At 71.3% G+C, this 22,893-nt stretch carries 20 protein-coding genes and 1 pseudogene; 10 read left to right on the top strand and 11 right to left on the bottom strand.

From position 1 onward, the window contains the following. Positions 1-37: 37 nt before the first annotated feature. Genes AC5L38_RS27705 through AC5L38_RS27695 form a run of 3 tightly spaced genes read right to left on the bottom strand, consistent with a single transcriptional unit; the run spans position 38 to position 4,910 of the window. Positions 38-1,042 carry a glycoside hydrolase family 6 protein gene (locus AC5L38_RS27705; RefSeq protein WP_495245744.1) on the bottom strand — a complete coding sequence of 335 codons (1,005 nt, stop codon included), beginning with the start codon at positions 1,040-1,042 and terminating at the stop codon, positions 38-40. Next, a complete protein-coding gene (gene glxA, locus AC5L38_RS27700) occupies positions 1,039-3,171 on the bottom strand; it encodes a radical copper oxidase GlxA (protein WP_495245743.1) in 2,133 nt (710 codons plus the stop codon). The genes AC5L38_RS27705 and glxA overlap by 4 nt, the downstream gene beginning before the upstream one ends. Further along, on the bottom strand, positions 3,168-4,910 hold the full coding sequence (locus AC5L38_RS27695; protein ID WP_495245742.1) for a glycosyltransferase family 2 protein: 1,743 nt from the start codon (positions 4,908-4,910) through the stop codon (positions 3,168-3,170). Before AC5L38_RS27695 ends, glxA begins: the two co-directional genes overlap by 4 nt. 232 nt (positions 4,911-5,142) lie before the next feature. Here AC5L38_RS27695 and AC5L38_RS27690 point away from each other — a divergent pair, with 232 nt between their 5' ends. The 3 genes from AC5L38_RS27690 (at position 5,143) to AC5L38_RS27680 (ending at position 7,369) form a co-directional block, all read left to right on the top strand. Then, entirely contained in the window at positions 5,143-5,889 is a 747-nt protein-coding gene (locus AC5L38_RS27690) for a pirin family protein (RefSeq protein ID WP_495245741.1), read from the top strand. 68 nt (positions 5,890-5,957) lie between these two features. Continuing rightward, a complete protein-coding gene (locus tag AC5L38_RS27685) occupies positions 5,958-6,608 on the top strand; it encodes a nucleotidyltransferase domain-containing protein (protein ID WP_495245740.1) in 651 nt (216 codons plus the stop codon). Beyond that, entirely contained in the window at positions 6,605-7,369 is a 765-nt protein-coding gene (locus AC5L38_RS27680) for a nucleotidyltransferase domain-containing protein (protein WP_495245739.1), read from the top strand. Before AC5L38_RS27685 ends, AC5L38_RS27680 begins: the two co-directional genes overlap by 4 nt. A gap of 45 nt (positions 7,370-7,414) precedes the next feature. Here AC5L38_RS27680 and AC5L38_RS27675 read toward each other — a convergent pair whose 3' ends face one another. The 3 genes from AC5L38_RS27675 to AC5L38_RS27665 all read right to left on the bottom strand — a co-directional run bounded on the left by AC5L38_RS27675 (position 7,415) and on the right by AC5L38_RS27665 (position 10,035). Beyond that, positions 7,415-8,608: an MBL fold metallo-hydrolase gene (locus AC5L38_RS27675; RefSeq protein WP_495245776.1), complete on the bottom strand. Its 1,194-nt coding sequence runs from the start codon at positions 8,606-8,608 to the stop codon at positions 7,415-7,417. Positions 8,609-8,842: 234 nt separating this feature from the next. Next, positions 8,843-9,145 (bottom strand): thiamine-binding protein, encoded by a 303-nt coding sequence (locus tag AC5L38_RS27670; RefSeq protein ID WP_495245738.1) that lies wholly within the window; start codon positions 9,143-9,145, stop codon positions 8,843-8,845. A 119-nt stretch (positions 9,146-9,264) separates the two neighbouring features. Then, on the bottom strand, positions 9,265-10,035 hold the full coding sequence (locus AC5L38_RS27665; RefSeq protein ID WP_495245737.1) for an MOSC domain-containing protein: 771 nt from the start codon (positions 10,033-10,035) through the stop codon (positions 9,265-9,267). A gap of 83 nt (positions 10,036-10,118) precedes the next feature. On the opposite strand from AC5L38_RS27665, the gene AC5L38_RS27660 reads away from it, so the two are divergent. The 4 genes from AC5L38_RS27660 to AC5L38_RS27645 all read left to right on the top strand — a co-directional run bounded on the left by AC5L38_RS27660 (position 10,119) and on the right by AC5L38_RS27645 (position 12,730). Further along, entirely contained in the window at positions 10,119-10,811 is a 693-nt protein-coding gene (locus AC5L38_RS27660; protein WP_495245736.1) for an endonuclease V, read from the top strand. A gap of 2 nt (positions 10,812-10,813) precedes the next feature. Beyond that, on the top strand, positions 10,814-11,779 hold the full coding sequence (locus AC5L38_RS27655) for an ankyrin repeat domain-containing protein (protein WP_495245735.1): 966 nt from the start codon (positions 10,814-10,816) through the stop codon (positions 11,777-11,779). A gap of 93 nt (positions 11,780-11,872) precedes the next feature. After that, positions 11,873-12,421 (top strand): hypothetical protein, encoded by a 549-nt coding sequence (locus AC5L38_RS27650; RefSeq protein ID WP_495245734.1) that lies wholly within the window; start codon positions 11,873-11,875, stop codon positions 12,419-12,421. Positions 12,422-12,538: 117 nt separating this feature from the next. Next, positions 12,539-12,730: a hypothetical protein gene (locus AC5L38_RS27645; protein WP_495245733.1), complete on the top strand. Its 192-nt coding sequence runs from the start codon at positions 12,539-12,541 to the stop codon at positions 12,728-12,730. A gap of 652 nt (positions 12,731-13,382) precedes the next feature. On the opposite strand, the gene AC5L38_RS27640 is transcribed toward AC5L38_RS27645, so the two are convergent. Both AC5L38_RS27640 and AC5L38_RS27635 read right to left on the bottom strand, forming a co-directional pair. After that, a complete protein-coding gene (locus AC5L38_RS27640; RefSeq protein ID WP_495245732.1) occupies positions 13,383-13,871 on the bottom strand; it encodes a hypothetical protein in 489 nt (162 codons plus the stop codon). A gap of 158 nt (positions 13,872-14,029) precedes the next feature. Continuing rightward, on the bottom strand, positions 14,030-14,452 hold the full coding sequence (locus tag AC5L38_RS27635; RefSeq protein WP_495245731.1) for a hypothetical protein: 423 nt from the start codon (positions 14,450-14,452) through the stop codon (positions 14,030-14,032). A gap of 221 nt (positions 14,453-14,673) precedes the next feature. On the opposite strand from AC5L38_RS27635, the pseudogene AC5L38_RS27630 reads away from it, so the two are divergent. The 3 genes and pseudogenes from AC5L38_RS27630 to AC5L38_RS27620 all read left to right on the top strand — a co-directional run. After that, positions 14,674-14,922 (top strand): annotated as a pseudogene (locus AC5L38_RS27630) (helix-turn-helix domain-containing protein); the annotation flags it as partial. Between the two features lie 283 nt (positions 14,923-15,205). Continuing rightward, positions 15,206-16,810: a M4 family metallopeptidase gene (locus AC5L38_RS27625; protein WP_495245730.1), complete on the top strand. Its 1,605-nt coding sequence runs from the start codon at positions 15,206-15,208 to the stop codon at positions 16,808-16,810. 498 nt (positions 16,811-17,308) lie between these two features. Continuing rightward, positions 17,309-18,760, top strand: coding sequence for an MFS transporter (locus AC5L38_RS27620; RefSeq protein ID WP_495245729.1), 1,452 nt, complete (start codon positions 17,309-17,311; stop codon positions 18,758-18,760). Positions 18,761-18,793: 33 nt separating this feature from the next. Here the strand turns inward: AC5L38_RS27620 and AC5L38_RS27615 are convergent, their stop codons facing one another. From AC5L38_RS27615 to AC5L38_RS27605, 3 genes are read right to left on the bottom strand one after another with little or no spacing between them, the layout of a single operon-like run. Beyond that, a complete protein-coding gene (locus AC5L38_RS27615; protein WP_495245728.1) occupies positions 18,794-20,305 on the bottom strand; it encodes a serine/threonine-protein kinase in 1,512 nt (503 codons plus the stop codon). A 9-nt stretch (positions 20,306-20,314) separates the two neighbouring features. Continuing rightward, the gene (locus AC5L38_RS27610) at positions 20,315-22,162 is read right to left on the bottom strand and encodes an HsdM family class I SAM-dependent methyltransferase (protein ID WP_495245727.1); all 1,848 of its coding nucleotides are present in this window, start codon (positions 22,160-22,162) and stop codon (positions 20,315-20,317) included. After that, a complete protein-coding gene (locus tag AC5L38_RS27605; protein ID WP_495245726.1) occupies positions 22,159-22,869 on the bottom strand; it encodes a M48 family metallopeptidase in 711 nt (236 codons plus the stop codon). Before AC5L38_RS27605 ends, AC5L38_RS27610 begins: the two co-directional genes overlap by 4 nt. Positions 22,870-22,893 lie beyond the last annotated feature (24 nt).

The raw sequence follows: 22,893 nt of genomic DNA, 5'->3' as shown, positions 1-22,893 counted from the left end.
CTTGACCTGCAAGATCGAAGATATAACGAATAAGCGGCTATCTCGCGTTACGCGCGAGTTCCAGCGCGTATTCGGGGAACCAGTCGCCGGCGCGGGGCTCTCCCCGGTGGCACTCGCCGTCCGACTCGCCGGGCCGTTTGATCCACAGGAAGGCGTCGATCCGCTCGTCGCCGGTCTCGGTGGTCGGCTCCGTGCCGAGCGCGCGGCCCTTGGGGTTGCACCACGCGTCGTCGCCCTGGGCGTCGCGGACGGGGCCGTTGCCGTTGCGGGAGGTGTCGAGGACGTAGTGGGCCCCGTCGACCGCGTCCGAGAGCCGTTTCGCGACGGCGACGCTCTCCTCGACGGTGAAGAAGTTGCTGACGTTGAAGGCGAAGCCGTCGGCCTGGGGCACCCCGGCCCTGCGCATGGGCTCGGCCCACTCGCCCGGGTCCTTGATCCAGCCCGCGTTCCCCGCGTCGACGTAGACCTTGGCGGCGGGCTGCCTCTTCAGCGTCTCCACCGCGTCGCGCAGCAGGTCGAGGCGCTCGCCCGCCTGGCCGCCCTGGGTGCAGTTGTCCAGGATGTGGGCCAGCGCGTCGGGCTCGACGACGACCAGGGCGGGCCGGTCGCCGATGCCCTCGGCGAACCGGCCGATCCAGGAGCGGTACTCCCGCGCGTCGGCCGCGCCGCCCGCGGAGAACTGCCCGCAGTCGCGGTTGGGGATGTGGTACGCCACCAGGACCGGGGTCCGGCCCGCCTGCTTGGCCTTGGTGGTGATGGCGGCGACCCTGTCCTTCGGGTCCTGGTCGCCGATCCAGATCGCGTTGGGCCGGTCGGCGATCCTGCGGATCAGCCCGGCCTCCTCGGTCCTGCCCTCCCCTTCGAGCCTGCGGACCTCCTGGGCGGCGGCGCCGTCGGGGTCGACGTAGAAACCGCTCGCGTCCCCGGCCGCGGTCTTCCCGGAGGCGGCGCTCCCGGAGCCGGACGGCGGCGCGGGGTCGCCGGCGCAGGCCGCCGTCGCGAGAGCGAGAGCCAGCGCGGCTGCGAGGCCGTACCTGTTCATCGAATACCTCCGGCGTGGGGACCCCGGGCCTGGCCCTGGGGAGCAGAAGTGGGAGGGCTGGGGGTGGGACTGGAAGGGCGGCGTACGCCGCGAGAGGCCGAGGGGAGCGTGTCGGCCTCTCCTCGGATGTGGACCCAGCGGGCCGGGGACGGCGTTCCTCTCTCGGTGAGCCCGAACAGCATGTACCACCCCGGGGGCACCAGGGCCGGATTGGAGGGTATCTCCGCGATGATCCCGGTCTTCACCCGGGTGAAGTCCAGCCTGATCGAGCGCTGCTCCACGTCGGTGACGTGGGTGACGGCGCTCGGGCGCATCAGCCGCACCTGGTGGACGCGCGCGGCGTCGGGGGTCTGGAAACCGGCCCTGCGGCCCAGGAACACGCTCTCGCGCCCGCCGGTGAACACCGGCGCCTTCTCGCCGTTGTGCAGGTAGGTCGGCGTGTAGATCTCGATGCGCTGGTCGAAGGTGCCGGGAAGCGAGCCCGCCTTGTCGCCGAAGAGCGGGTCGGAGCCCATGCCGAGCACCCGGCCGTCGGGCAGCAGGAGGCCCTCGGCGTGGTAGTTGCGGCCGACGGCGGGCGCCGCGGCCTCGTGGAAGCTGTTGCTCTCCGGGCGGTAGACCTCCGCGCGCAGGACGTCGCTGGCGCCGCGTCCCCGGTAGTCGCCGGAGCCGTTGAAGGAGAACACGGTGTCGTCGGGCAGCAGCACGGCGTTCGGGTAGCGCACCGGGTCGGACAGGTCGGGGCCCCTGACGTAGCGCGGGCTGGCCTCGGTGAGGTCGACGATGGCGGTCCTGGCGGTGGCGTTGGGCAGGCCCGGCTGGCGCTCGCCGACCGGTCCGCCGCCCATCACCATGACCCGCTGGTCCTGCGCGGGCGGCAGCAGCACCGAGGCGCCGGTCTCGTTCAGCTCCGGCTCGGGCAGCCCGGGTACGGGGGTGAACGCCTCCATCTCGTCGGGCGCCACGCCGCCGACGCCGCCCGGGGTCCTCACCGGCCGGTCGGTGTCGCGGCGGTAGTCCCAGATGCCGGGAGGACGCAGCGCGAGCTGGCCGGGGCCGTACCCGGCGCTCATGCCGGAGAAGAAGAGGGTGCCGTCCTCCAGCAGGAACAGCGCGGGGTAGGTGGGGAAGAAGCGCTTGGGACCGGGCCGCCAGGTCTTGGTCCGAGGGTTGTAGATCTCGTTGTCCCTGGTGATCTGCCCCACGACGTCGAGACCGGAGACGGTCATCACACTGCCGTCGGGCAGGCCGGTCATGGTCGGGTACCAGCGTCCCTCGGCCATGTCCTGGACCTTCTCGTAGCGCTCGGTGACGGGGTCGAACTCGTAGGCGTCCCTGATGCCCTGGAAGTCCTGCTTGTCGAGCGTCATGCTGCCGCCCATGGCGTACAGGTCGCGCTTCTCCCGGCCCCTGAGCCCCTGGATCTCGTACTTGACGGAACCGGCCGGCGCGGTGAGCAGGCCCGCCGCGCCCTCGGTGACGGCCTCGGCGAACACCTTGGTCTGGCTGGGCCGGATCCGCACCTTGCCCGGCACGCCGGTCTCGGCCTTGCGCGCGGGGGGCACGCTGACATGGGCGAGGGTGCGGTAGACCTGCCCGCCGGGGGCGGTCAGCAGCGTGCCGGGGTGAAACTCCCTGGGCTTGGCGTCGGGGTCCTCGTTCTTGATGGTCAGGGCGCCCGCGGCCCGCTTGACCTTGGCCTTCAGCACCTCGAAGCGGCCCGTGCCGCCCGCGATGAGCAGCTTGCCGTCGGGCAGCATCACGTGCCCGGCGCAGAAGAAGTCGACGGGGGTGTCGATCAGCTTGAACTCGTCCGGCCCGCCCGGCCGCGCCGGGTCCCACAGCACGGTCTTGAAGGTGCCCTTGCCGAAGTTGGCGGCGTTGTTGCCGGAGCCCGCGACGATGAGCACCTTGCCGGTGTGCAGCAGCGCGGCGTGGATGGCGTTGACCTTGAACCTCTCGGGGACGTCGAGGAAGGTCCAGTGACCGTGGGTGGCCTTGTAGTCGTCGCCGTTGATGCGGTAGTCGTGCCACGTCTCGGTGGCGAAGCCCGCGACGGCGGGCAGGTTGATCGCGAGGATCGCGGTCACCACCGCCAGCCCGACCAGGTGCTTGCGCAGGCGGCTCACGACTCACCACCGGCCGCTCGCGGGGCCGCCTTGAGCGCCCGCAGGTTCCAGGCCCAGGTGGTGAGCGGTCCCAGGCAGATGACCAGGGCGAGGATCCCCCACAGGGTCATGACCAGGTGGACGTGCCCGGTCCACAGGACGGTGAGCAGCAGGCCCCCGCCGAAGATCGCCGCCCACCACAGGTGGATGCGGAACGTGGCGACCTGGTCGGGGCTGGCCGAGTCGCCCTTGGGGGTGACCACGAACTTGCTGGGCCTGCGCAGCGCGGCGCCGATCAGCGAGGTGACGTAGATGGGCGCCGACAGCGCCGACATGACCATCCCGGCCACCCCCGAGGAGCCCTCGGGCTCGTGCGGGCTGACGTTGTGCCGCCGGTTCCAGGTGTAGAGCATGACCTGCAGCAGCGCCGCGTCGCCGTACAGCATGAGCCACACGTCCATCGGCACGGTCACGCCGGAGCCGCCGACGGCCATGAACAGGGTGGCGCTGAGCCCGGCCAGCAGCCAGTTGAGCGCGGACATCGGGTAGAAGGTCACCATCAGGGTGTAGTTGAAGAACCGGCCGGGCGAGAGCTTCGGCGCGGCCCTCCAGAACTGGGTGAGCAGCGTCTCGTAGGTGCCCCGGCTCCAGCGCAGCTGCTGGGTGAAGAAGTCGGTCCACGACGACGGCCCCTCCCCCACGGCCAGCACGTCGGGGGTGTAGACCGACATCCAGCGCTGCCCGGTCTCGGGGTCGCGGGAGCGGTGGAACTCGATGCCGGTGGCCATGTCCTCGGTGATCGAGTCGTACAGGCCGCCGATCTGCTTGAGCGCGCGGATGCGCACGGCGTTGTTGGTGCCGACGAACATCGGCGCGCCGTACAGGTTGCCCGCGCGCTGGATCAGCGAGTGGAACAGGAACTGCTGGCTCTCGGCGGCCTTGGTGACCCCGGCGTCGTAGTTGCCGTACACCTGGGGGCCGACGACGAAGGCCACCCGCGGGTCGCGGAAGTAGCCGAGCATGCGCTCGCAGAACTCCGGGAGCGGTACGTGGTCGGTGTCGACCGAGACGAAGAAGTCGTAGTCGTCGCCGTGCGCGTCCAGCCAGCTGTTGTAGTTGCCGTGCTTGGTCTTGGCGCGGAAGCTGCCTTTCGGCCGGTTCCACTCGGGCACGCCCTTGCGGGTGAAGTGGCGGGCGCCCAGCCAGTCGCAGAGCTCGTGGATGTCGGGGTCGTCGCCCTCGTCCAGCAGCCAGACGTCGAGCACGCCGTCGTGGCGGATCTTCAGCGCGGCGGCCAGGGTCTCCCTGACCATCTCCAGCGGCTCCTTGCCGGGTACGCAGGTGGTGATGAAGGCCACCCGGGTGCCGGGCTCGGGCGCGACCGGGACCGGGTCCCTGGCCGCCAGCATGGCGTGCACGTTGGAGACCACGCTGACCAGCCGGAAGACCTCGATGAGGGCGATCGCGACGAGCATGATCCGGTCGGCCACCGGCAGGTACCACGGGATCGTGCCGTAGGGGTCGGGCCGGACGGTCCAGTGCTCGGGCAGCAGCAGCCAGGCCATCAGGGTGAACTCCACGAGAAGCGCCGCGACCATCAGCAGCACCGCCCGCACCCGGTGCGGCTCGGTGGCCAGCAGGGAGCGGTAGCTCACGCGGTAGGGCACCCCGGGGTCCGGCTCTGTCACCGGCCCGGCGAGCCTGCTGAACCTCTCGTAGTCGTAGGGAGCGGTCTTCGCGGCGTCGGCGGGGGCGCTCATCGTTCCGGCGACCTCGGAGCACGCGAAAACAAGCCCTGCACGGTGTTCCCCCCGATAGATCGCATAGGCCGCCCCTCGTCGAAGCGAGGTCACTGCAGCCCGCGTAGTGATAAATCGTCACACATCCTATTGGGATCGGTGAGCAAGATCTCCCCGACTCGGGGATGTGCGGAACATTTCACACAACTTGTTAGTTTAACTTTCAACAACAGAGGCGAGAGGACCACCAGGCATGAACGTCGACATCCGCAGGTCGGGCGAACGTCCGGGCACCAGGATCCAGTGGCTGGACTCCAAGCACTCCTTCTCCTTCGGCCGCCATCAGGACCCGGGCAACACCCACCACGGCGTGCTGCTCGTCAACAACGACGACATCGTCAAGCCCGGCACCGGTTTCGACACCCACCCCCACCAGGACATGGAGATCGTCACCTGGGTGCTGCGCGGATCCCTCGTCCACCAGGACTCCGAGGGCCACGCCGGGGTGATCTATCCGGGACTGGCCCAGCGGATGAGCGCGGGGACGGGCATCCTCCACTCGGAGAAGAACGACTCCTGGCGGCTCCAGGGTGAGCAGCACACCGATCCGGTGCACTTCGTCCAGATGTGGGTGGTGCCCGACGAGGGCGGGCTCGCCCCCGGCTACGAGCAGCTGGAGATCGACGCCGACCTGCTCGGCGGCGCCCTGGTCCCGGTCGCCTCGGGCATGGACAGGGACAGGGGCCGCAGCGCCATCCGGATCAACAACAGGTACGCCGCGCTGCACGTGGCCAGGCTCCAGCCGGGCCAGAGCGTGGAACTGCCCGAGGCGCCGTTCCTGCACCTGTTCGTCCCCCGGGGCTCCGTCGACCTGGAGGGTGCCGGGCACCTCTCCGAGGGCGACGCCGTCCGCTTCACCGCCACCGGCGGCCAGCGCGTGACTGCGATCGCCCCGGCCGAGATCCTGCTCTGGGAGATGCACGCCACCCTCGCCGCCTGACGCCCCCGTCCCCCGCGGCGCGCGAAAACCCGTACCCGCGCCGCGCACGGTCCTGGCAGGCTGGGCGGATGGAAGTACGGTACGTCCCGGACCACTCGATACTGTCGGTGGTGGTCGGTTCGCGGGCATACGGGCTGGAGACCGAGGGGTCGGACGTCGACCGGCGCGGGGTCTTCGTGGCGCCGACCCGGCTGTTCTGGCGGCTGGCCAAGCCGCCCACGCACGTCGACGGGCCGCTGCCCGAGCAGTTCTCGTGGGAGGTCGAGCGGTTCTGCGGCCTCGCGCTGGAGGCCAACCCGACGGTCCTGGAGTGCCTGTGGTCGCCGATCGTCGAGCACGCCACCGCGGCGGGCGAGGAACTGCTCGCCGTCCGGGACGCCTTCGTGTCCGAACGGGCCAACCAGACCTTCGCCGGATACGCCGACGCCCAGTTCCGCCGCCTGGACCCCGCGCGCCCCAAGTGGAAGCAGGCCATGCACATGATCCGCCTGCTGCTCAGCGGCCTGCACCTGGCCCGCCACGGCGAGCCCCTGGTCCGGATGGACGCCCACCGCGAACGGCTGCTCGCCGTACGGCGCGGCGAGCTCTCCTGGGACGAGGTCGACCGCTGGCGCTCCGAGCTGGTGGCGAGGTTCGGCGCCACGGGCGTGCTGCCCGCCGAGCCCGACCGGCGGCGCGTGGAGGAGTACCTGGCGCGCACCAGGGAGGCGGCGCTGTGACCGTCACCCTGCCCTCCTGGCTCGCCGAGATCCCCGCCGGGCAGGCGCACCCCGCCGCCTTCGCCACGGTCAGCGGGGCGCACCTGTACGGCTTCCCCTCGGCCGACTCCGACGTCGACCTGCGCGGCGCGCACCTGCTGCCGCTGGAGGAGGTGGTCGGCCTGCGGACGGGCGAGGAGACCCTCACCCGGTCCTGGGTCCGCGACGGCGTCGAGGTGGACCTGGTCACCCACGACCTGGCCAAGTTCTGCCGCCTGCTGCTGCGCCGCAACGGCTACGTGCTGGAGCAGCTGCTCTCCCCGCTGGTGGTGTCGACCTCGCCGGTCCACCGGGAGATGGTCGCCGTCGCCCCCGGCTGCCTCACCCGCCACCACGCCCACCACTATCTGGGCTTCGCCCGCACCCAGTGGCGGCTGTTCGAACGCTCCGGCGAGCTCAAGCCGCTGCTCTACACCTTCCGCGTGCTGCTCACCGGCATTCACCTGATGCGCACCGGGGAGCTGGAGGCCGACCTCACCCGGCTCTCCGGCGGCCCGCCGTATCTCGGTGAGCTGGTGGCCGCCAAGCGCTCCGCCGAGCACGGCCCGCCGCCGGCGGGCGCGCCGGGGCCGGAGCGGCTGGCGGGCGACGTCGCCCGGCTGACCGGGCTGCTGGAGGAGGCCCGGGACTCCTCCCGGCTTCCCGACACCGCGCCGTCGGCGGACGCGGTGCACGACCTCGTCGTCCGCGCCCGCCTGTCGACGAGGGCGGCCGGGACCTGAGACGCCGTACGGTCGTCGTGCGGTCGTCGTGCGGTCGTCGTGCGGTCAGAGCCTGGGGTCGGAGCCCAGGGGCGGGGAGGCGGGAACCGGTGCCGGAGGCCGCCGGGGCGAGAGGGACGCCTCGCCGCCGGGCAGCGTCTCCCACCAGCTCTCCAGCATGGGCACGTCGGCGGTGTCGACGCGCTCGCCCGGCCGGGGAACGGCGATGCGGACGTCGCGGGCCTTGGCCTCGCGCCACAGGCGGTCGACCGGCTCGGCCCACGGGTGGGTGGAGAGGGCGAAGGTCGCCCAGTGCACCGGGAGGAGCAGCCTGCCGCCCAGGTCGAGGTGGGCGTTGACCGCCTCCTCGGGGTCCATGTGGATGTCGGGCCAGGCCGCGTTGTAGGCGCCGATCGGCATGAGCGTGAGGTCGAACGGGCCGTGCGCGGCGCCGATCCCCGCGTAACCGTCGAAGTATCCGGAGTCGCCCGCGTAGAAGACCTTCTTCTCTCCGGCCGCGATCACCCAGGAGCCCCACAGGGTGACGTTCCGGTCGAAGGTGCGGCCGGAGAAGTGGCGGGCGGCGGTGGCGACGAACCGCAGGCCCGCGACGTCCGCCTCCTCGTCCCAGTCGAGCTCGATGATCCGCGAGGCGGGCACGCCCCACCGCTCCAGGTGGGCGCCGATGCCCAGCGGCACCAGGAACGGGGCGGCCTGCAGCGCGGTGAGCCCGCGGACCGTCGCGCGGTCGAGGTGGTCGTAGTGATCGTGCGAGATCACGATCGCGTCCAGCGGCGGAAGGCCCGCCAGCGGCCCCGGCACCGGGTGCAGCCGCCGGGGGCCGACCAGCTGGGAGGGCGAGGCGCGCCTGCTCCATATCGGGTCGACGAGCACGCGACGGCCCTCGATCTCCAGCAACGCGGTGGCGTGGCCGTACCAGATGACGCTCAGCCCCGCCGGGGACGGGCCGCCGGACGGTGAGGTCACCACGGGGATCGGCGCGGCCGGGCGGCGCTCCTCGCGGTTGTTGAGCATGTGCCAGGCGAGCTCCCGCGCGCTCTGCGGGGAGGGCACGAAGGCGCCGGGCGTGGAGTTGTGGAAGACGCCGTCCCGGAAGCGCGGCGAGCGGCGCATCCGCTCCAGCCGCTCCCCGCCGGCCTTGCCCCCGAGTTCCGCGGGGATGTCCTTCAACGCCCAACCGGCGGCGGCCAGCGCCAGCCCGCCCGCGAGGAGACGCCCGATCGACCTGCTGCCCGCCATGCGGCTCACGCTCCTGTTGTCGCCTGTGCCTGCAGAACGACCTCGTCCCCATCGGTGTTCCCGTTACGCTCTGGGCGAGACCGGTCACCCAGCGACGAGCCACTCGAAGACGACACACCGGGACACAGGACCTCCGGGTGAGAACGGTCCCTCACGACCGCGAAGGACCGGACACGGGACGCCGAGGAGCATCGAACAGGCACGCGCGGGCCGCGTGTCCGGTCGCGGGAGGCGCTACGGGGCGAGGTGCCGTTCGACGGTGGCGACCTTGGTCTCCAGACGGCCGCCCGCCCCCTCGCGGATGTCCGCCTTCAGGACGAGGCTGACCCGCCCGGCACGCGCCTCGACCGCCGCGACGGCGTCCTTGACGACGGTCATGACCTCGTCCCAGGTCTCGCCCTCGACCGTGGTGAACATGGCGTCGGTCCTGTTGGGCAGGCCGGAGGCGCGGACGACGCGCACGGCCTCGGAGACGAGCTCGCCGACGTCCTCCCCCGCTCCGATCGGGGTCACGCTGAACGCCACGAGCACCGACATGTCTCACCCTTTCCCCGGCTTGCGGCGCCTCCCGGCGCCTTCCCTCACGCACCATAGTTTCCGGCCGGACCGGCGGGCAATCCGGCCGGGGGGCAGTGGCGGGGTCGGCGGGGAGAGTGTCAGCGGGGGCCGGGGGTGGCGGTGGCGTGGTCTCCGAGACGGGCGGTGCCGGTGCGGGTGACCCGCATGATCACGCCGAACTTGTTCGCGTGCTCGCCGATCAGCCACTTCTGCAGCTCGGGCCAGCGCTCGCGTCCCTCGGGGTCCCAGCTGGGTACGACGCATCTGATGCAGGGGCCCGCGTGGGCTCCGGTGACGGTGAGTTCCACCTCGCCCGCGGTGACCGTGGTGCCGGGCGCCCAGCCCTCCTCGTCGAACGCGGGCGCGTCGGTCTCCAGGTGCAGGTTGGGCCGGAACCTGAGCAGGTCCACCGGCCTGCCGAGCTCGTCGCCCAGGGCAGCCAGGGAAGCCTCGAAGGTGACCAGCACGGTCGGGCCCCGGTCCTGCTGGCCGTCGGCGGCGCGCAGGCTCAGCGGCGTACCCAGCGACTCTGCCAGCGCGTCCGGCAGGCCGGGGTCGTGCCAGTCCCAGGTGGCGCCGTCCGGTCCGATCAGCGTCGGCGTCGATGTCGATGTCGATGTCAGCGTGTCGTGGTTCTCCCGCTCGTGGTCCTCCCGCTCACGGTTCTCCCGCGAGCCGTTCCCGGAGGAGCCTTCTTCGGGGAGACCGTAGGCGGCGCGCCAGTGCAGCATCTCCGCCCGCCGCCGTACGGTCAGCACCGTGCCCGCGTGGTTCTCCCGTTCGTCGAAGAGCGCGTAGGCCCGGTCGCCGGCCAGTCCCCGATCGTCGAAACGCGCCTCCCGGAGCTCCTCGCCCCGCAGCGACTTCACCGGCCACCGAAGAATCCGATGAACCGTACCGAAATATGACGTCATACTATAAAAGTAGCGATCATGGAGTCATGAAGGTACAAATGCCGCGCACTGTCACGGAGGCCGAGGCCGTCCAGGACGAGCTCAGAGCACTGCTCGACCTGACCGGTCCCGGACCCCGCCGTCCCTCCAGGATCGCGGGAGTGGACGTCGCCTACGACAGGGACCGGCTGGCAGCGGCGGTGACCGTCCTGGACGGGACGACGCTGGAGATCGTCGAAGAGGTCGCCGTGGCCGGGAGGGTGACCTTCGACTACGTTCCCGGGCTGCTCGCCTTCCGCGAGGTCCCCGCGCTGCTGGACGCCCTCGGGCGCCTGTCCGCGGCCCCCGACCTGGTCGTCTGCGACGGGTACGGCCTGGCGCACCCGCGCCGCTTCGGCCTGGCCTGCCACCTCGGCGTGCTCACGGGACTGCCCACGATCGGGGTCGGCAAGACGGCCTTCGTCGGCACCTACCCCGAGCCCGCGCCCGAGCGGGGCGCGTGGACCGACCTGACGCTGGACGGCGACGTCGTCGGCCGCGTGCTGCGCACTCAGGACGGGGTCAAACCCGTCTTCGTCTCCACCGGCCACCGCGTCGACCTCGACACCGCCTGTCACAACGTGCTGAACCTGACGCCCCGCTACCGCCTCCCCGAGACCACCCGCACCGCCGACCGCCTCTCGCGACGGTCCCTGGCCGAGAACTGTCGTACGGACCTGGTTGGATCCGCTCAGCACGACAAGATTGGATAGAAGTGGGCGAAGACGAGTGGGCCGAGGACGCCGACGCGTGGCGCGACACCAATCTGGCGCAGATCCGCCACCGGCTGGCGAACGGGTTCGACCCTGACCGGCGGCTGCCGTGGCTGCGCACGACCCCTCTGCACCAGGCCGCCCAGGAGGGCGCCACCCAGGTGATCGAGCTGCTGCTCGCCTCGGGCGCGGAGGTCGATCCCGTCGACGCCGACGGCGCCACCCCCCTGTGGGAGGCCGTCCGCCACGGCTGGGACGACGCCGTACGCACCCTGCTCGCCGCGGGCGCCGACCCCTGGCGTCCCTGCATCGCGGGCCGCTCCCCCGGCGCCCAGGCCCTCTTCACCGAGATGGCCGGCCTGTTCGCCCACCTGCCGGGAGCTCCCAGCGTGAGCCCCAGGTTCCGCGAGCTCCAGGAGACCGTCGACGCGATGATGTTCTCGTACGAGGACTACAGCGAGGAGCTGTGCGTGGCCTTCGTCGGCGACGTGGCCGAGGACGAGGTCATCCGCCGCCTGGGCGCCGCGCCGGAGGCGTGCCCGCCGATGGGGACCGGTGAGCTGTGGGGCGCGGAGCAGGCCTCCCCGGTGGAGGTGCTGCGCGTGGCCAGCCCGCCGGGGGGCGGGGTGGTGCTCTTCCAGTCCGGCGGCATCCTGCCGGTGCGCGACGGGGTCGGCAGGGCCGTCACCTCGGGCGGCGGGGTGCTGGCCGGGGCGTTCCCGTCCACCAGCCCGTCGGTCGACATCTGGCGGGACGGGCTCCCCGCGGGGCGGCCCTCGGTCCACGAGCAGCTCTCCGACGACAGCATGGTCGAGCTGTGGATGTGCCGCTTCGGCGACTGCGGCGCCCACCCCTCCACCGCGACCGAGCGCACCCTGGGCCTGATGACGCTGCTCACCTCCACCTACATCACCGAGGAGTGGCTGTGGAGCGCTCCGATGAGGCTGGTCCCGGTCATGCTGCCGTGACCGGGCCTGACCGGGCCTGACGGGGGCCGCGGAGTCCGTGTCAGATCCGCGGTGAGCCCGTCGCGGGTCCGGAGTGGGTAGAGTCGCACGACGATGAGAAAGCACACGATCACCGCCCTGTGGGAAGAGGTCCCGGACGACGCCGACGACCTCGTCGTGGTGCGCGGCGGGTTCAGGGTCTATCTGTGCGTGTGCGGCAGGCAGCTGCCCGACCGGGCGTCGGCGGAGCTGCACGCGTCGGAGACCAACCAGTGCACGACCTGCCTGGGCACCGCCGTCGAGGACATCGTGCCCGGCTTCTCCCAGCCCTGCACCGCCTGCGCCGGAACCGGCCGGCGCAGGGCCCAGCTGACCTGGCAGCTCGCCTACGTCGAGGCCGAGTCCGTGGTCACCGTCGAGATCGTCCGCGGGCTGATCGCGGGTCTCACCGAGCCGTTCCGGCTCTCGGAGGTGGCCGACCTGGTCCGCGAGACCCTCCACCTGCCGGTGGGCCGCCTGCCGGTCGGCCCGCGCGTCCGCGACATCCTGCGGAGCCTGGAGGCCCGGGGCGAGCTCGTGCTGATCTCCGCCCCCGACGAGCTGCTCCACGGCACCTCGGTCGTGCTCTACCGCGACCCCTACTGGGAACACGCCACCGGCTGAGCGTCCAGTTGGGGCGCTTGCCGGAGAGCTCGCGCGATGGCTCGCCTTCCGCTTCGAACCCCTGCTTGACGCTGCGTGATTGACTGAAATCCCTTCGTGACCATTTACGTTGGGAGCATGAGTGGACCGGCGGACGCGTCCGACGCGGCGGCAATCGACTACGAGGCTGTCCGGCGACGTTTTCCCTGGGTCGGCTGCTTCGAGAGCGGCGAAGACGATCTTTCTTCTCGCTACCGGGACATGATGGCCGAAGCGCTTCATGACAGAGAGATCGTTGAGGCGATCGACGCCGTCCGGCACCGTCCGTGAAGAAGCTCCTCTGCGATTCGGGCCCGTTGATCGCGACCAGCGATCGGAGCGACACACACCACAGCCGATGTGTTCGAATGCTCGTCTCCTGGCCGGGAAGCCTTGTGATCCCCGAACCGGTTCTCGGAGAGACCTGCGACTTCCTGCGAAACAACGTACGGCGTGGCGCCTTTCTCGAGGCGACGCTGCTCGAACAGCTGACCACCGGCGACTACGAGATCGTGAACCCCACCCCGGAGGATCGGCGGCGGGCCACCGATCTCGTCCGGCACATGGCCGCGGCACCTCTGGGGCTACGTCGACGCCAGGGTGATCGCGATGGCCGAGCGCCTTCACATCACGGATGTGGCGACAACCGACCTGAAATTCGTCGGCATGGCCCAGGGCATCACGAAGATCAGACCACTCGCCTGGCCCTTCCACGAGTTGCGCTGAGCGCTCAAGCACACTCGCCGAGGCCGGTCTCGCCTTTCGGCCGGAGAACGTCTGGGCCGAAGAACGGCCCCGCCTTCGTGTCCTGCCCGTAGCACGGCTTCCCGCGGAAGACCCGCGTCGCCCGCTCGGGGTGCCGGGCGGATCGGGCCGTCGTGGTCCCCGGGCGGGCGGGTTCGTACCGTACGGTCGGCGGCCGTCCGGCTGACCGGTGAAGGTTTCAGAAGGTGAACATGCTCACGATCGCCAGCAGGGGATGCTCCGCCCCGCTGCCGAAGCAGGTGGCGAGCGCGTAGCCGATGGCGGCCTCCTCGGGCTCCGGCGGGGCGACCCACTCGGCCCTGACCTCGCCGTCGGTGATGGTGGTGAAGTTTCCCAGGTGCCGCTCGCCGCGGAAGAGGGAGCTGGACTCCTCGGAGGTGGGTATCAGGGTGTAGACGACCCCCTCGCGGTCCACCTCGGCCCGGTAGGAGTGGCGTGTGACGCGACCGGGCCCGGGACGCAGCGGGACGGGGGTGCCGTCGAGGGTCATGGTCAGCTGGTCGGGGCCGCGGGTGCCGATGGGGACGTGCCGCTGCGCGACGGCCTCGGCGGATCGGCGCACGACGACGGTGGGGATCGCGTCGCCCTCGACTCGCACGGTGCCGCCGTCCCGATCCAGCGTGAGCGTCAGCTCTCCCACGATCTCGTCGGTGACGTGTGTCTCCATGCCCGTAAGTATGCAAGCCCTCCACGCGCCCTGCCATCGAAATGATCATCCGGATACCCCGTGCCGGGATCCCGTACGGGAGGGCCCGGCTGGAGATGGCGCCCGCCCGGAGCCTGTCCCGGCCCCCGCGCGGAACACGGTCCAGGCGGGCGCCGGTCTCAGGCCGCGTGGCCCGCGTGGCCCGCGTGGCCCGCGTACTCGTCGCGGCGCCGGAGCATGGCGGCCAGCATCAGCGGGAACATCGCCACGTGGGCGATCATCATGAGCGCCCCGCCGTCGATGAGGCCCAGCCAGAGCAGCGGGAAGAGCGGCACGACGGGGACGAACATGGCGGCGCACATCTCCAGGGTGGGAGCCCAGCCGTGTCCCCGGAAGCGCATCCAGACGACCATGCCGACGGACATGTCGAACGCCATCAGCAGGTAGGCGAGCTCGGGCTGCCGGTCGTGGGAGAAGCCGAGCCCGACGGCGGACCGGAGCATGCCGAGGACGAACATCCCGGCGAACATCGCGACGACCATCTCGGCGTAGTGCCAGGCGAAGCGGCCCCAGCGGCGGCCGGTCGGTGCTGTCTGTTTCATGGTCCAACCGTGTCGCCGTACCGGCCGCGCGCCAAGGAGAGCGGTCGCACAGGTCCGTAAATCTGGGACTCCTGTCCGTTCTGGCATAGGGTCCCCCCATGTCCGAACGCCGCGTCACCGTCATCGGGTACGACGCGGCGGAACTGCTCGACATCGCCTGCGTGACCACGACCCTGGAGAACGCGAACCTGCAGGGCGCCGGCTCCCGCCTACCGCGTGCGCCTCGGCTGTTCCTGGAACACCTCGGGCGGGCACCCGGACGGTTCGTGCGGCAGGCCCGTACCGAGGCCGCCGCGCACCTCCTGGTCTCGACCTCCCTGCCGATGACCGGCGTGGCGGCCCGCTGCGGCTTCGGGACGACCGAGACCCTGCGCCAGGCGTTCGTCGACCGGTACGGGGTCCCGCCCTCGCGGTACCGGTCGACGGCGACGTCCGCCACACGGCCTGACACGGCCCCAGCACGGCCCTGACGCGTTCCCGGCGCGGGTCTGACACGGGCCCCAAGACGGCCCTGACGCGTTCCCGGCGCGGGCCGCCGTTCCTCGCGTCGCGGCGGGGCGCGACGCTCCCGCGCAGGTCAGCGCGCAGGTCAGCGCGTTATAGAAGAGCGCGCACCGGCCCATACCACCGCGTTATGGAACTTTGCTAGGTACTCAGCGGCCCTTCTCGATGCCAACTTTATGGAGCCCGGACTTCTCAGGGCTCCTTGTATCCCTCCTACCCCCCAAGGGACATCGAGAGGAGTCACCCCGCGTGAATCCGAAGGTCAAGCTTGGCGCCGTGGCCGTACTGGCCGTCGCCGCCATGACCACCCCCACGGCGGTGAACGCCGCCACCCCGGCGGACAGCGCCGCCGCCCGTACCGTGTCCGCCGAGCCGCCGGTGTTCGCGCCGCCGGACGCGGAGGCGCGCAGCCGCGCGGTCACCACCGCCAACGCGACCCTCGCCGCCAGGTCGGAGGCCGTCCTCAAGGGACAGAACGAGAGGTTCACCCTCACCAGGAACATCTCCGGCGCGTACGGCCTGCAGTACCTGACCTACGCGCGCACCTACCGCGGGCTGCCGGTCTACGGCGGTGAGGTGGTCGTCTCCACCGACCGGGCCGGAGAGCTCGTCGGGTCCGTGACCTCGGGCCAGCAGGCCAGGATCACGATCGACGTCACGAGCAAGGTGGACGCCGAGGCCGCGGCCGCCACCGCCCGCGCGCAGCTGCCCGTCGTGGAGACCGTGGCCACGCCCAAGCTGCTCGTGCACGCCGCCACCACGACGCCGAAACTGGCCTGGGAGGTGGTCGTCACCGGCGCCACCGCCGAGGCTCCGAGCGTCCTGCACGTCTTCGTGGACGCCCTCGACGGATCGATCGTCGACTCCTACGACGACGTGCACGCCGGGACCGGCAACAGCTACTACAACGGCAACCCGGTGACCATCCAGACCTCGGGCTCGGGCAGCTCGTACTCGATGACCGACACCACCCGTCCCGGCCTGCGCTGCGGCGGCCAGAACGGCTCGGCCTACACCGGGACCGACAACTCGTGGGGCAACGGCTCGGGCACCAACCTGGAGACCGCCTGCGTCGACGCGTTGTACGCGGCCCAGACGGAATGGAACATGCTCAGCGCCTGGCTGGGCCGCAACGGGTTCAACGGCTCGGGCGGCGCCTTCCCTGCCCGGGTCGGCCTGAGCGCCGTCAACGCCTACTGGAACGGCAGCTACACCAGCTTCGGGCGCAACAGCGCGAACACCAGGCAGGCCACCCCGATGGATGTGGTCGGCCACGAGTACGGCCACGGCATCTTCCAGTACTCCGGCGGCAGCGGGGGCAGCGGCAACGAGGCCGGCGGTCTGAACGAGTCGACCGGCGACATCTTCGGCGCGCTGACCGAGCACTACGCCAACCAGCCCGCGTCCCTCGACCCGCCGGACTACCTGGTGGGCGAGGAGGTCAACCTGACCGGCGCGGGCGAGATCCGCAACATGTACAACCCCTCGGCCAAGGGGCACCCGAACTGCTACAGCTCGTCCATCCCCTCCACCGCGGTTCACGCGGCGGCCGGGCCGCAGAACCACTGGTTCTACCTGCTCGCCGAGGGCACCAACCCGGTGGGCAAGCCGGCCAGCTCCGTCTGCTCGGGGCCGACGAGCCTGACCGGCATCGGCATCCAGAAGGCCGGCCGGATCTTCCAGGCCGGTCTGAACACCAAGACCAACCCGTGGACGCACGCGAAGGCGCGCAGGGCCACCGTGGCCGCCGCCAAGTCGCTCTACCCGAGCGGCTGCACCGAGGTGAACGCGGTCAAGGCCGCCTGGAGCGCGGTGAACGTCCCGGCCACCAGCGGCGAGGTGTCCTGCCCGTAACAGGGGGCGGTCTCCCGCGCCGACGGTGACCCCACCGTCCGGGAGATCCACCGGCCGGAGGGCTCACCGGCCGAGGACGGCCATACCCGGACGGACCGGTGCGGCGGGCGGTGATGGGGCCGCCCGCCGCACTTCCTCACGCCGCACTTCCTCACGCGGCACGCGGCATGCGACATGCGACATGCGGCATGCGGCAACAAGGCACCCTCGCCCCGGGCGAGACGACTCCGGCCCTCGCGGGCACCTCCGCGGGGGCCGGACCGCTGCCCGGACCGCTGTCAGGACCGCTGCCCGGACCGCGCTCCGGGTCTCAGCTCGGATCGCTGTCCGGATCTCGGCCCGGATCTCGCCCCGAACGACGAATGGTGATTCGGAAGTCGGAAAAGGGTACATACGCGCTGCTGAAAACGTGGAGAGGTCGACCGGAGACGGGAACGAGGCGGTCATGACGATCCTCAGCCGACCACGGGCCGGGGCGCCGCTCCCCCGCCCGGCCGGATGAGCAACGGCCCGGACGAGGTGACGTCCGCCCGGGACCGGGAGGGGGCGGACCCCCGCCGCTGGAAGGCACTGACCGTCTGCCTCGTCGCCGGTTTCATGACCCTGCTGGACGTCAGCATCGTCAACGTCGCGCTGCCCGCCATCCGCACCGGCCTGGACGCCCCGCAGAGCGCCCTGCAGTGGGTGGTGTCGGGGTACGCGCTCACCTTCGGGCTGATACTGGTCCCCGCCGGGCGGTTCGGCGACATGTACGGCCGGCGCAACGCGTTCGTCTTCGGCGTCGTGCTGTTCACCCTGGCCAGCGCGGCGGCCGGGCTCGCCGAGAACCCGACCCTGCTGGTCGTCGCGAGGCTCGTGCAGGGGCTGGCGGGCGGGGTGATCAACCCGCAGGTCAGCGGGCTGATCCAACAGCTCTTCAGGGGGGCCGAGCGCGGCAGGGCGTTCGGGATGCTGGGCACCGTGATCGGTATCTCGACCGCGATCGGCCCGCTGCTCGGCGGGCTGTTGATCAACCTCGGCGGCGGCGTCAACGGGTGGCGCCTCGTCTTCTACGTCAACGTGCCGATCGGCGTCCTGGCCGTGGTCCTGGCGTACCGCTACATCCGGCCCACCGCGAAGGAGACGCGTCCGCGGGAGAGCATGGACCCCGTGGGCGTGCTGCTGCTCGCCGCCGGAGTCGTGCTGGTGCTCCTGCCGCTCGTCGAGGGGCACCAGTGGGAGGCCTCGGCGAGGTGGCCGTCCCTGATCGGCGGGCTCGCCGTGCTGGCCGTCTTCGCGGCCTGGGAGCGCCGGTACGGGCGGCGCCACCAGCCGGTGGTCGACCTGTCGCTGTTCCGCAGGCGCTCGTACGCGCTCGGCGTCCTGGTCGGGGCGCTCTACTTCGCGGGCTTCACCGCGGTCTTCTTCATCCTCACCCTGTACCTGCAGAACGGCCTGGGCTACTCGGCCCTGGAGGCGGGGCTGGCGACCACGCCGTTCGCGGGAGGGTCGGCCGTGGCCGCCCTGTTCGGCGGCCGGATCGTCACCCGGCTGGGCCGCCCCCTGGTGGTGGCCGGGCTGGTGACGGTCGCGGTCTCCCTGGTCGTCACCGCGCTCGCCGTGCAGCTGGTCCCCGGCACGCACGTGGCCTGGGCCACCGCGGTGCCGCTGCTCCTCGCCGGCCTGGGCAGCGGCCTGGTGATCTCCCCGAACCAGACGCTGACCCTGTCCGAGGTGCCGGTCGTCAGGGCGGGCTCCGCGGGGGGCGTGCTCCAGACGGGACAGCGCATCGGCACCGCCGTGGGCATCGCGGCGATCGGTTCGGTGTTCTTCTCCGAGGTCGCCTCCTCGCGCGGCGACTACGCGACGGCGTTCCGCCACTCGCTGCTGGTCACCGTCGCCTTCGTGCTGGTCGCGCTGGTCGTGGCCGTCACCGACGTGATCGCCTCCCGCCGCGCCGCCCGTCCCTGAGTGCTCGCCACGCCTTCTCCTGTCGCCGGGGACTCACAGTTCCTCAAGCAGGGCGCGAACCCCCTCGTTCCCCGGGTGGTCGGCGCCGTGGAACTCGATCAGGTCGTCGAGAAGCCCGGCGAACGTCCGCCTGGCGGAGGTGACGTCACCGCAGCGGCGCTGAAGCATGCCGATCTGACGCCGGAGTTCCAGCGTGCGCGGATCCTCGGCCCCGAAGATCCGTAGTTCGTCCTGGAGCAGCCCCTCAAGCCGCTTCAGCGCCGTCACCGGGTCGTCGGCCTGAGCGTGGCAGGTGGCCTCCCTCAGCCTGCAGTGCAGCACGCGCTCGTCATCGGCACCGTACAGCCGGGCGAGATCATGCGTGAGGTTCGCGTAGTCCTCGGCGGCGTCCTCGTACCCGTGCCCGTCGTAGCGTGCTCCGGCGAGTTGCAATCGCATGCCGATCACTTCGGGGTTGTCGGGGCCGAGGATCGCGTTCGCCGGTTCCACCAGCTCGGCCAGGATGTCGGCGGCCTGGCCGAACATGGACTCCCGGATCAGGGACTCGGCCTCCCGCCTGGCCATTCCCAGGTCCGACTCGCCGAATTCCTCCGGCTCCGCCTCCGCCGGATGCGTCCTCGGCGCGAGCACCCGGCTGACCACACCGGCGTACATCCGCACGGGGCTCTGACCGGTACGGACGAAGTCCCCCAGCGGTCCCAGCCCGGTCACGAAAGGCAGCAGGCTCTCGTACACCTCACCGGCCGAACCCGGCCGATCCTGGGGGCGCTTCTCCAGCAGCCCGAGCACCAGGCTCTCCAGGGCGCCGGGGATACCGCGGCGGAACCGGGTCACCGGTGCGGGAGCGTCCTGGACCTGCCGGGTCATCACGGCGAACGCGTTGTCCCCGGTGAACGGCCTGCGACCGGTCAGCAGTTCGTGCAGGACGCAGCCCAGCGAATACAGATCACTGCGAGCGTCGATCGGATAGTGCTGCACCTGTTCGGGTGACATGTACTCGGCCGTGCCCATGAACTGCCCCGTCGCCGTCAGCCGGGTGTATCCCGGCTCCAGGAGCAACGCGAGCCCGAAGTCGATCACCTTGACGGTCCCGTCGACGCAGAACAGCAGGTTGGTCGGCTTCAGGTCGCGGTGGAAGACGGACAGCTCGTGGGCGGCGGCGAGCACGGCGCACACCTGGGCCGCGATGGCCGTGGCCCAGCCGATGGGCAGCGGATGGTACTCACCGGCCAGGATGTCGACGTTCTGTCCCTCGACGAACTCCATCACCATGAACAGCCGGGGCTGGGCGGTCGCCGGATCCTCGAAGGTGCCCGCGTCGTAGACGGTCGGCGTCCCCGGGTGGGAGAGGCGGGCCAGCACCTTCGACTCGGTGAGGAACCTGCGCCTCAGCTCGTCGTCGTACTTGCCGTCGGGGAAACGGATGAGCTTGACCGCCACCCTCCGGTCCAGCCGGCGGTCGTGACCGCCCCAGACCTCGCCCATGCCGCCCGCGCCGAGAGGCAGCGGATCCAGCGCGTAACGGTCGCCGATGACCCTGATCATGAGGAAAAGCTACGGACGTAACGCGCCTTCGACAAGTCCGTCGAACCCGAGCCGGACGACGCTCTGGGCCAGGGCGCTCGCCTCGCGGGCGGCGTCCTCGAAGTCGATCAGCCTTTTGAACGCCTCACCGTAGACGCGTTGGTCGTCGACGGGCAGCCGGGGGATCTGCACCCGCCGGGCGTCGATCCTGCTGGAGGCCGCCGACGCGCGGGCCGCGCCGGAACCGCCCGCGACACGCAGAAAGCCGGCCAGGAAGTAGGGGTCGATCCGGTCGGGGTCGGCGCGGAAGAGCAGCAACTGCGGGCCGAGTGCCACTCCGGCGCCGGTCATCACGCGTGCGGCCGGACCGCTCGGTGTCAGCGGGATCACGACATCACCTGCCTGGACGATGACCGTGCCGAGCTCGGAGACCGTGGTTCCCGTCGGCCCCCTCCCCTTCACGACGTCTCGCACCGTGAGCACGGGCAGGTCCCCGTGATCGGTCGTCATCCTGAGCGGCGCCTGGTGGATGGTGACCACCCCGGCCTTGATCAGCTCTCCGACGGTGGTCATCGGCAGGTCCCGGCGATCCGGCGGCACCGTCAGGTCGGGGATCGCACCGGCCAGCGCCGTGACGGCCGAGGCCAGCCGATCCCTCACCGCAGGGAAACCCGGTGTGACCTCGCCCGGTGCGACGAGGTGACGAGGTGTGGACAGGTCCACCTCGTCGTCGAGCAGGTCGATGATCCGGACGGTACGGCTGACGCCCGGCAGCACGGCGTCCGGATCGGCGTCGAAGCGGCGCCAGGCCCGCTCCACCGTCGAGAGGTCGTCCGTGGCGTCCACCATGAGCACGCTGGAGGGCAGTTCCCGCCCCGGCGACGGCCTGCGAAGCACCCAGAGGTCCGGGGCCGAGCCGGACCCCGGTGTCGCCCCCGCCGGAAGGGTGACGATCGCCCGCAGCGCCCCGGAGCGGAGCAAGTTCCCGCGGATCCGGCGGCCGGAGCGGCGTCCGGCCGCGCTGGGAGGCATCATGATGACGACCACTCCCCCGGGCCTGACGTGGGCCAGGCAGTGCTGCACCCACGCCAGCTCGGACTCACCTCGCGGCGGCAGGCCGTACTCCCAGCGGTGGTCGCTGACGAGCTCCTCGTATCCCCAGTTCCTGTCGCTGAACGGCGGGTTGCAGAGCACCGCGTCGACCTGTTCCCAGGAAAAGGCGTCGGCACGGAGCGAGTCTCCGGCCCGGATGGTTCTCTGCTTCCCGGCGAACCCGAGGCGGGCGTCGCTCAGCCGGGCCGACGCAGCGTCGAGGTCCTGGCCCAGGACGTGCGTCGCGGTCGAGGCCAGCAGCAGCGTTCCGATGCCGCAGGCAGGGTCGAGGACGGTGTCGCCGTCCACCAGGCTCGCCATCAGCCGGGCCACGGCCGCGGGGGTGTCGAGCAGGCGGCGCGAGTGCGCCTCGGTGTAGCGCTCGCACAGGAAATCGAACGCCTCCGCCTCGCCGACCCGGTCCGACCACCCGGCGATGTCCCCGAGCAGGTCCGCGTCGATCTCCCAGGTGAGTTCGGCGTCCATCCCGAGCCGGCGGGCCAGCAGAAACGTACCGGCCTCGCTGACCAGCTCGATCAGGTGCAGATCGTCGCCGACGCCGCGCAGCCGTTGCCAGATCCGGTCGCCGGGAGAGGCGGTGAAGCCCTTGTCGTGCCGCCCGGCCCAGGCCTCCACCTCGCGCAGCGAGAACAGCGGGCTGGAGGCGGTCCCGCCGACCGGCTGGGGAAAGTCGTCGAAGCGTTTGCGCCAGTTGCTCACCGCGGCCCTGCCGACATCGGCCAGGCGGGCGATGTCACCCGCGTTGACCGTCGTGTCACCGCTCATACGGCACCGTCCGGAAGCCACAGGTCGAGCCCTGCACGCTTGAGACGCTCGCGCCGGACCTCGTAACCGGGCATCGCCAGGGCGACGACCTTCCAGAAGGCCGGACCGTGATCGCGGTGCCGGATGTGCGCCAGCTCGTGCAGGAGAACGTAGTCGATCAGGTCGGGCGGCAGCTGCATGGTCGCCCAGTGGATGTTGACCCGGCCGTCCACCGAGCAGGACCCCCAGCGGTGGCCGAGCGGCATCACCCGCAGCCCCGAGAGCGTCACCCCGACGCGTTCGGCCCACGGCCGGATCCGCCGTCGCAACCAGGGTTCGCCGACCTTCTGGTACCAGCGGACGAGGTGCCGGGGCGCGTCCTCCAGGTCGGTCCTGGCGAGCTCCAACCGGCCGCGCACCAGCCGCACCGGCCCCTCGTCCACGAGCAGCAGCCGGTACGAGCGGCCGAGGTAGGGGAAGCCCTCGCCGGAGACGTACTCCCGCTCGGGTCTGGGCTCGCCGAGAGACCTGCGCTCGGCGATCTTGCCGTACAGCCAGCGGCGTCTGGACTCGATGATCTTCACCAGCGCGTCCCGGTCGACCTGTGGCGGGACCACGGCCGTCACCGAGGCGTCCCGTTCGACGGTGAGCCGGACCGAGCGCCGCCGGTCGGAGACCTCGACGGTGACGTCGAGGTCTCCGACGGTCAGCGAGTCGGGAAGTGCCATGGTCACAAGCATGCCAGCCCTCCG

It is taken from the genome of Streptosporangium nanhuense, from assembly GCF_059358815.1.
Note: the sequence above shows the minus strand (reverse complement) of the source record. Positions and strands in the feature narration are given on the sequence as shown.

What these genes read in the sequence shown, in the direction of transcription:
- AC5L38_RS27705 (WP_495245744.1), bottom strand. Translation starts at nt 1,042, where the DNA reads ATGAACAGGTACGGCCTCGCAGCCGCGCTGGCTCTCGCTCTCGCGACG.
- AC5L38_RS27695 (WP_495245742.1), bottom strand. Translation starts at nt 4,910, where the DNA reads ATGAGCGCCCCCGCCGACGCCGCGAAGACCGCTCCCTACGACTACGAG.
- AC5L38_RS27690 (WP_495245741.1), top strand. Translation starts at nt 5,143, where the DNA reads ATGAACGTCGACATCCGCAGGTCGGGCGAACGTCCGGGCACCAGGATC.
- AC5L38_RS27685 (WP_495245740.1), top strand. Translation starts at nt 5,958, where the DNA reads ATGGAAGTACGGTACGTCCCGGACCACTCGATACTGTCGGTGGTGGTC.
- AC5L38_RS27675 (WP_495245776.1), bottom strand. Translation starts at nt 8,608, where the DNA reads ATGGCGGGCAGCAGGTCGATCGGGCGTCTCCTCGCGGGCGGGCTGGCG.
- AC5L38_RS27670 (WP_495245738.1), bottom strand. Translation starts at nt 9,145, where the DNA reads ATGTCGGTGCTCGTGGCGTTCAGCGTGACCCCGATCGGAGCGGGGGAG.
- AC5L38_RS27660 (WP_495245736.1), top strand. Translation starts at nt 10,119, where the DNA reads ATGCCGCGCACTGTCACGGAGGCCGAGGCCGTCCAGGACGAGCTCAGA.
- AC5L38_RS27650 (WP_495245734.1), top strand. Translation starts at nt 11,873, where the DNA reads ATGAGAAAGCACACGATCACCGCCCTGTGGGAAGAGGTCCCGGACGAC.
- AC5L38_RS27645 (WP_495245733.1), top strand. Translation starts at nt 12,539, where the DNA reads ATGAGTGGACCGGCGGACGCGTCCGACGCGGCGGCAATCGACTACGAG.
- AC5L38_RS27640 (WP_495245732.1), bottom strand. Translation starts at nt 13,871, where the DNA reads ATGGAGACACACGTCACCGACGAGATCGTGGGAGAGCTGACGCTCACG.
- AC5L38_RS27635 (WP_495245731.1), bottom strand. Translation starts at nt 14,452, where the DNA reads ATGAAACAGACAGCACCGACCGGCCGCCGCTGGGGCCGCTTCGCCTGG.
- AC5L38_RS27620 (WP_495245729.1), top strand. Translation starts at nt 17,309, where the DNA reads ATGAGCAACGGCCCGGACGAGGTGACGTCCGCCCGGGACCGGGAGGGG.
- AC5L38_RS27615 (WP_495245728.1), bottom strand. Translation starts at nt 20,305, where the DNA reads ATGATCAGGGTCATCGGCGACCGTTACGCGCTGGATCCGCTGCCTCTC.
- AC5L38_RS27610 (WP_495245727.1), bottom strand. Translation starts at nt 22,162, where the DNA reads ATGAGCGGTGACACGACGGTCAACGCGGGTGACATCGCCCGCCTGGCC.
- AC5L38_RS27605 (WP_495245726.1), bottom strand. Translation starts at nt 22,869, where the DNA reads ATGGCACTTCCCGACTCGCTGACCGTCGGAGACCTCGACGTCACCGTC.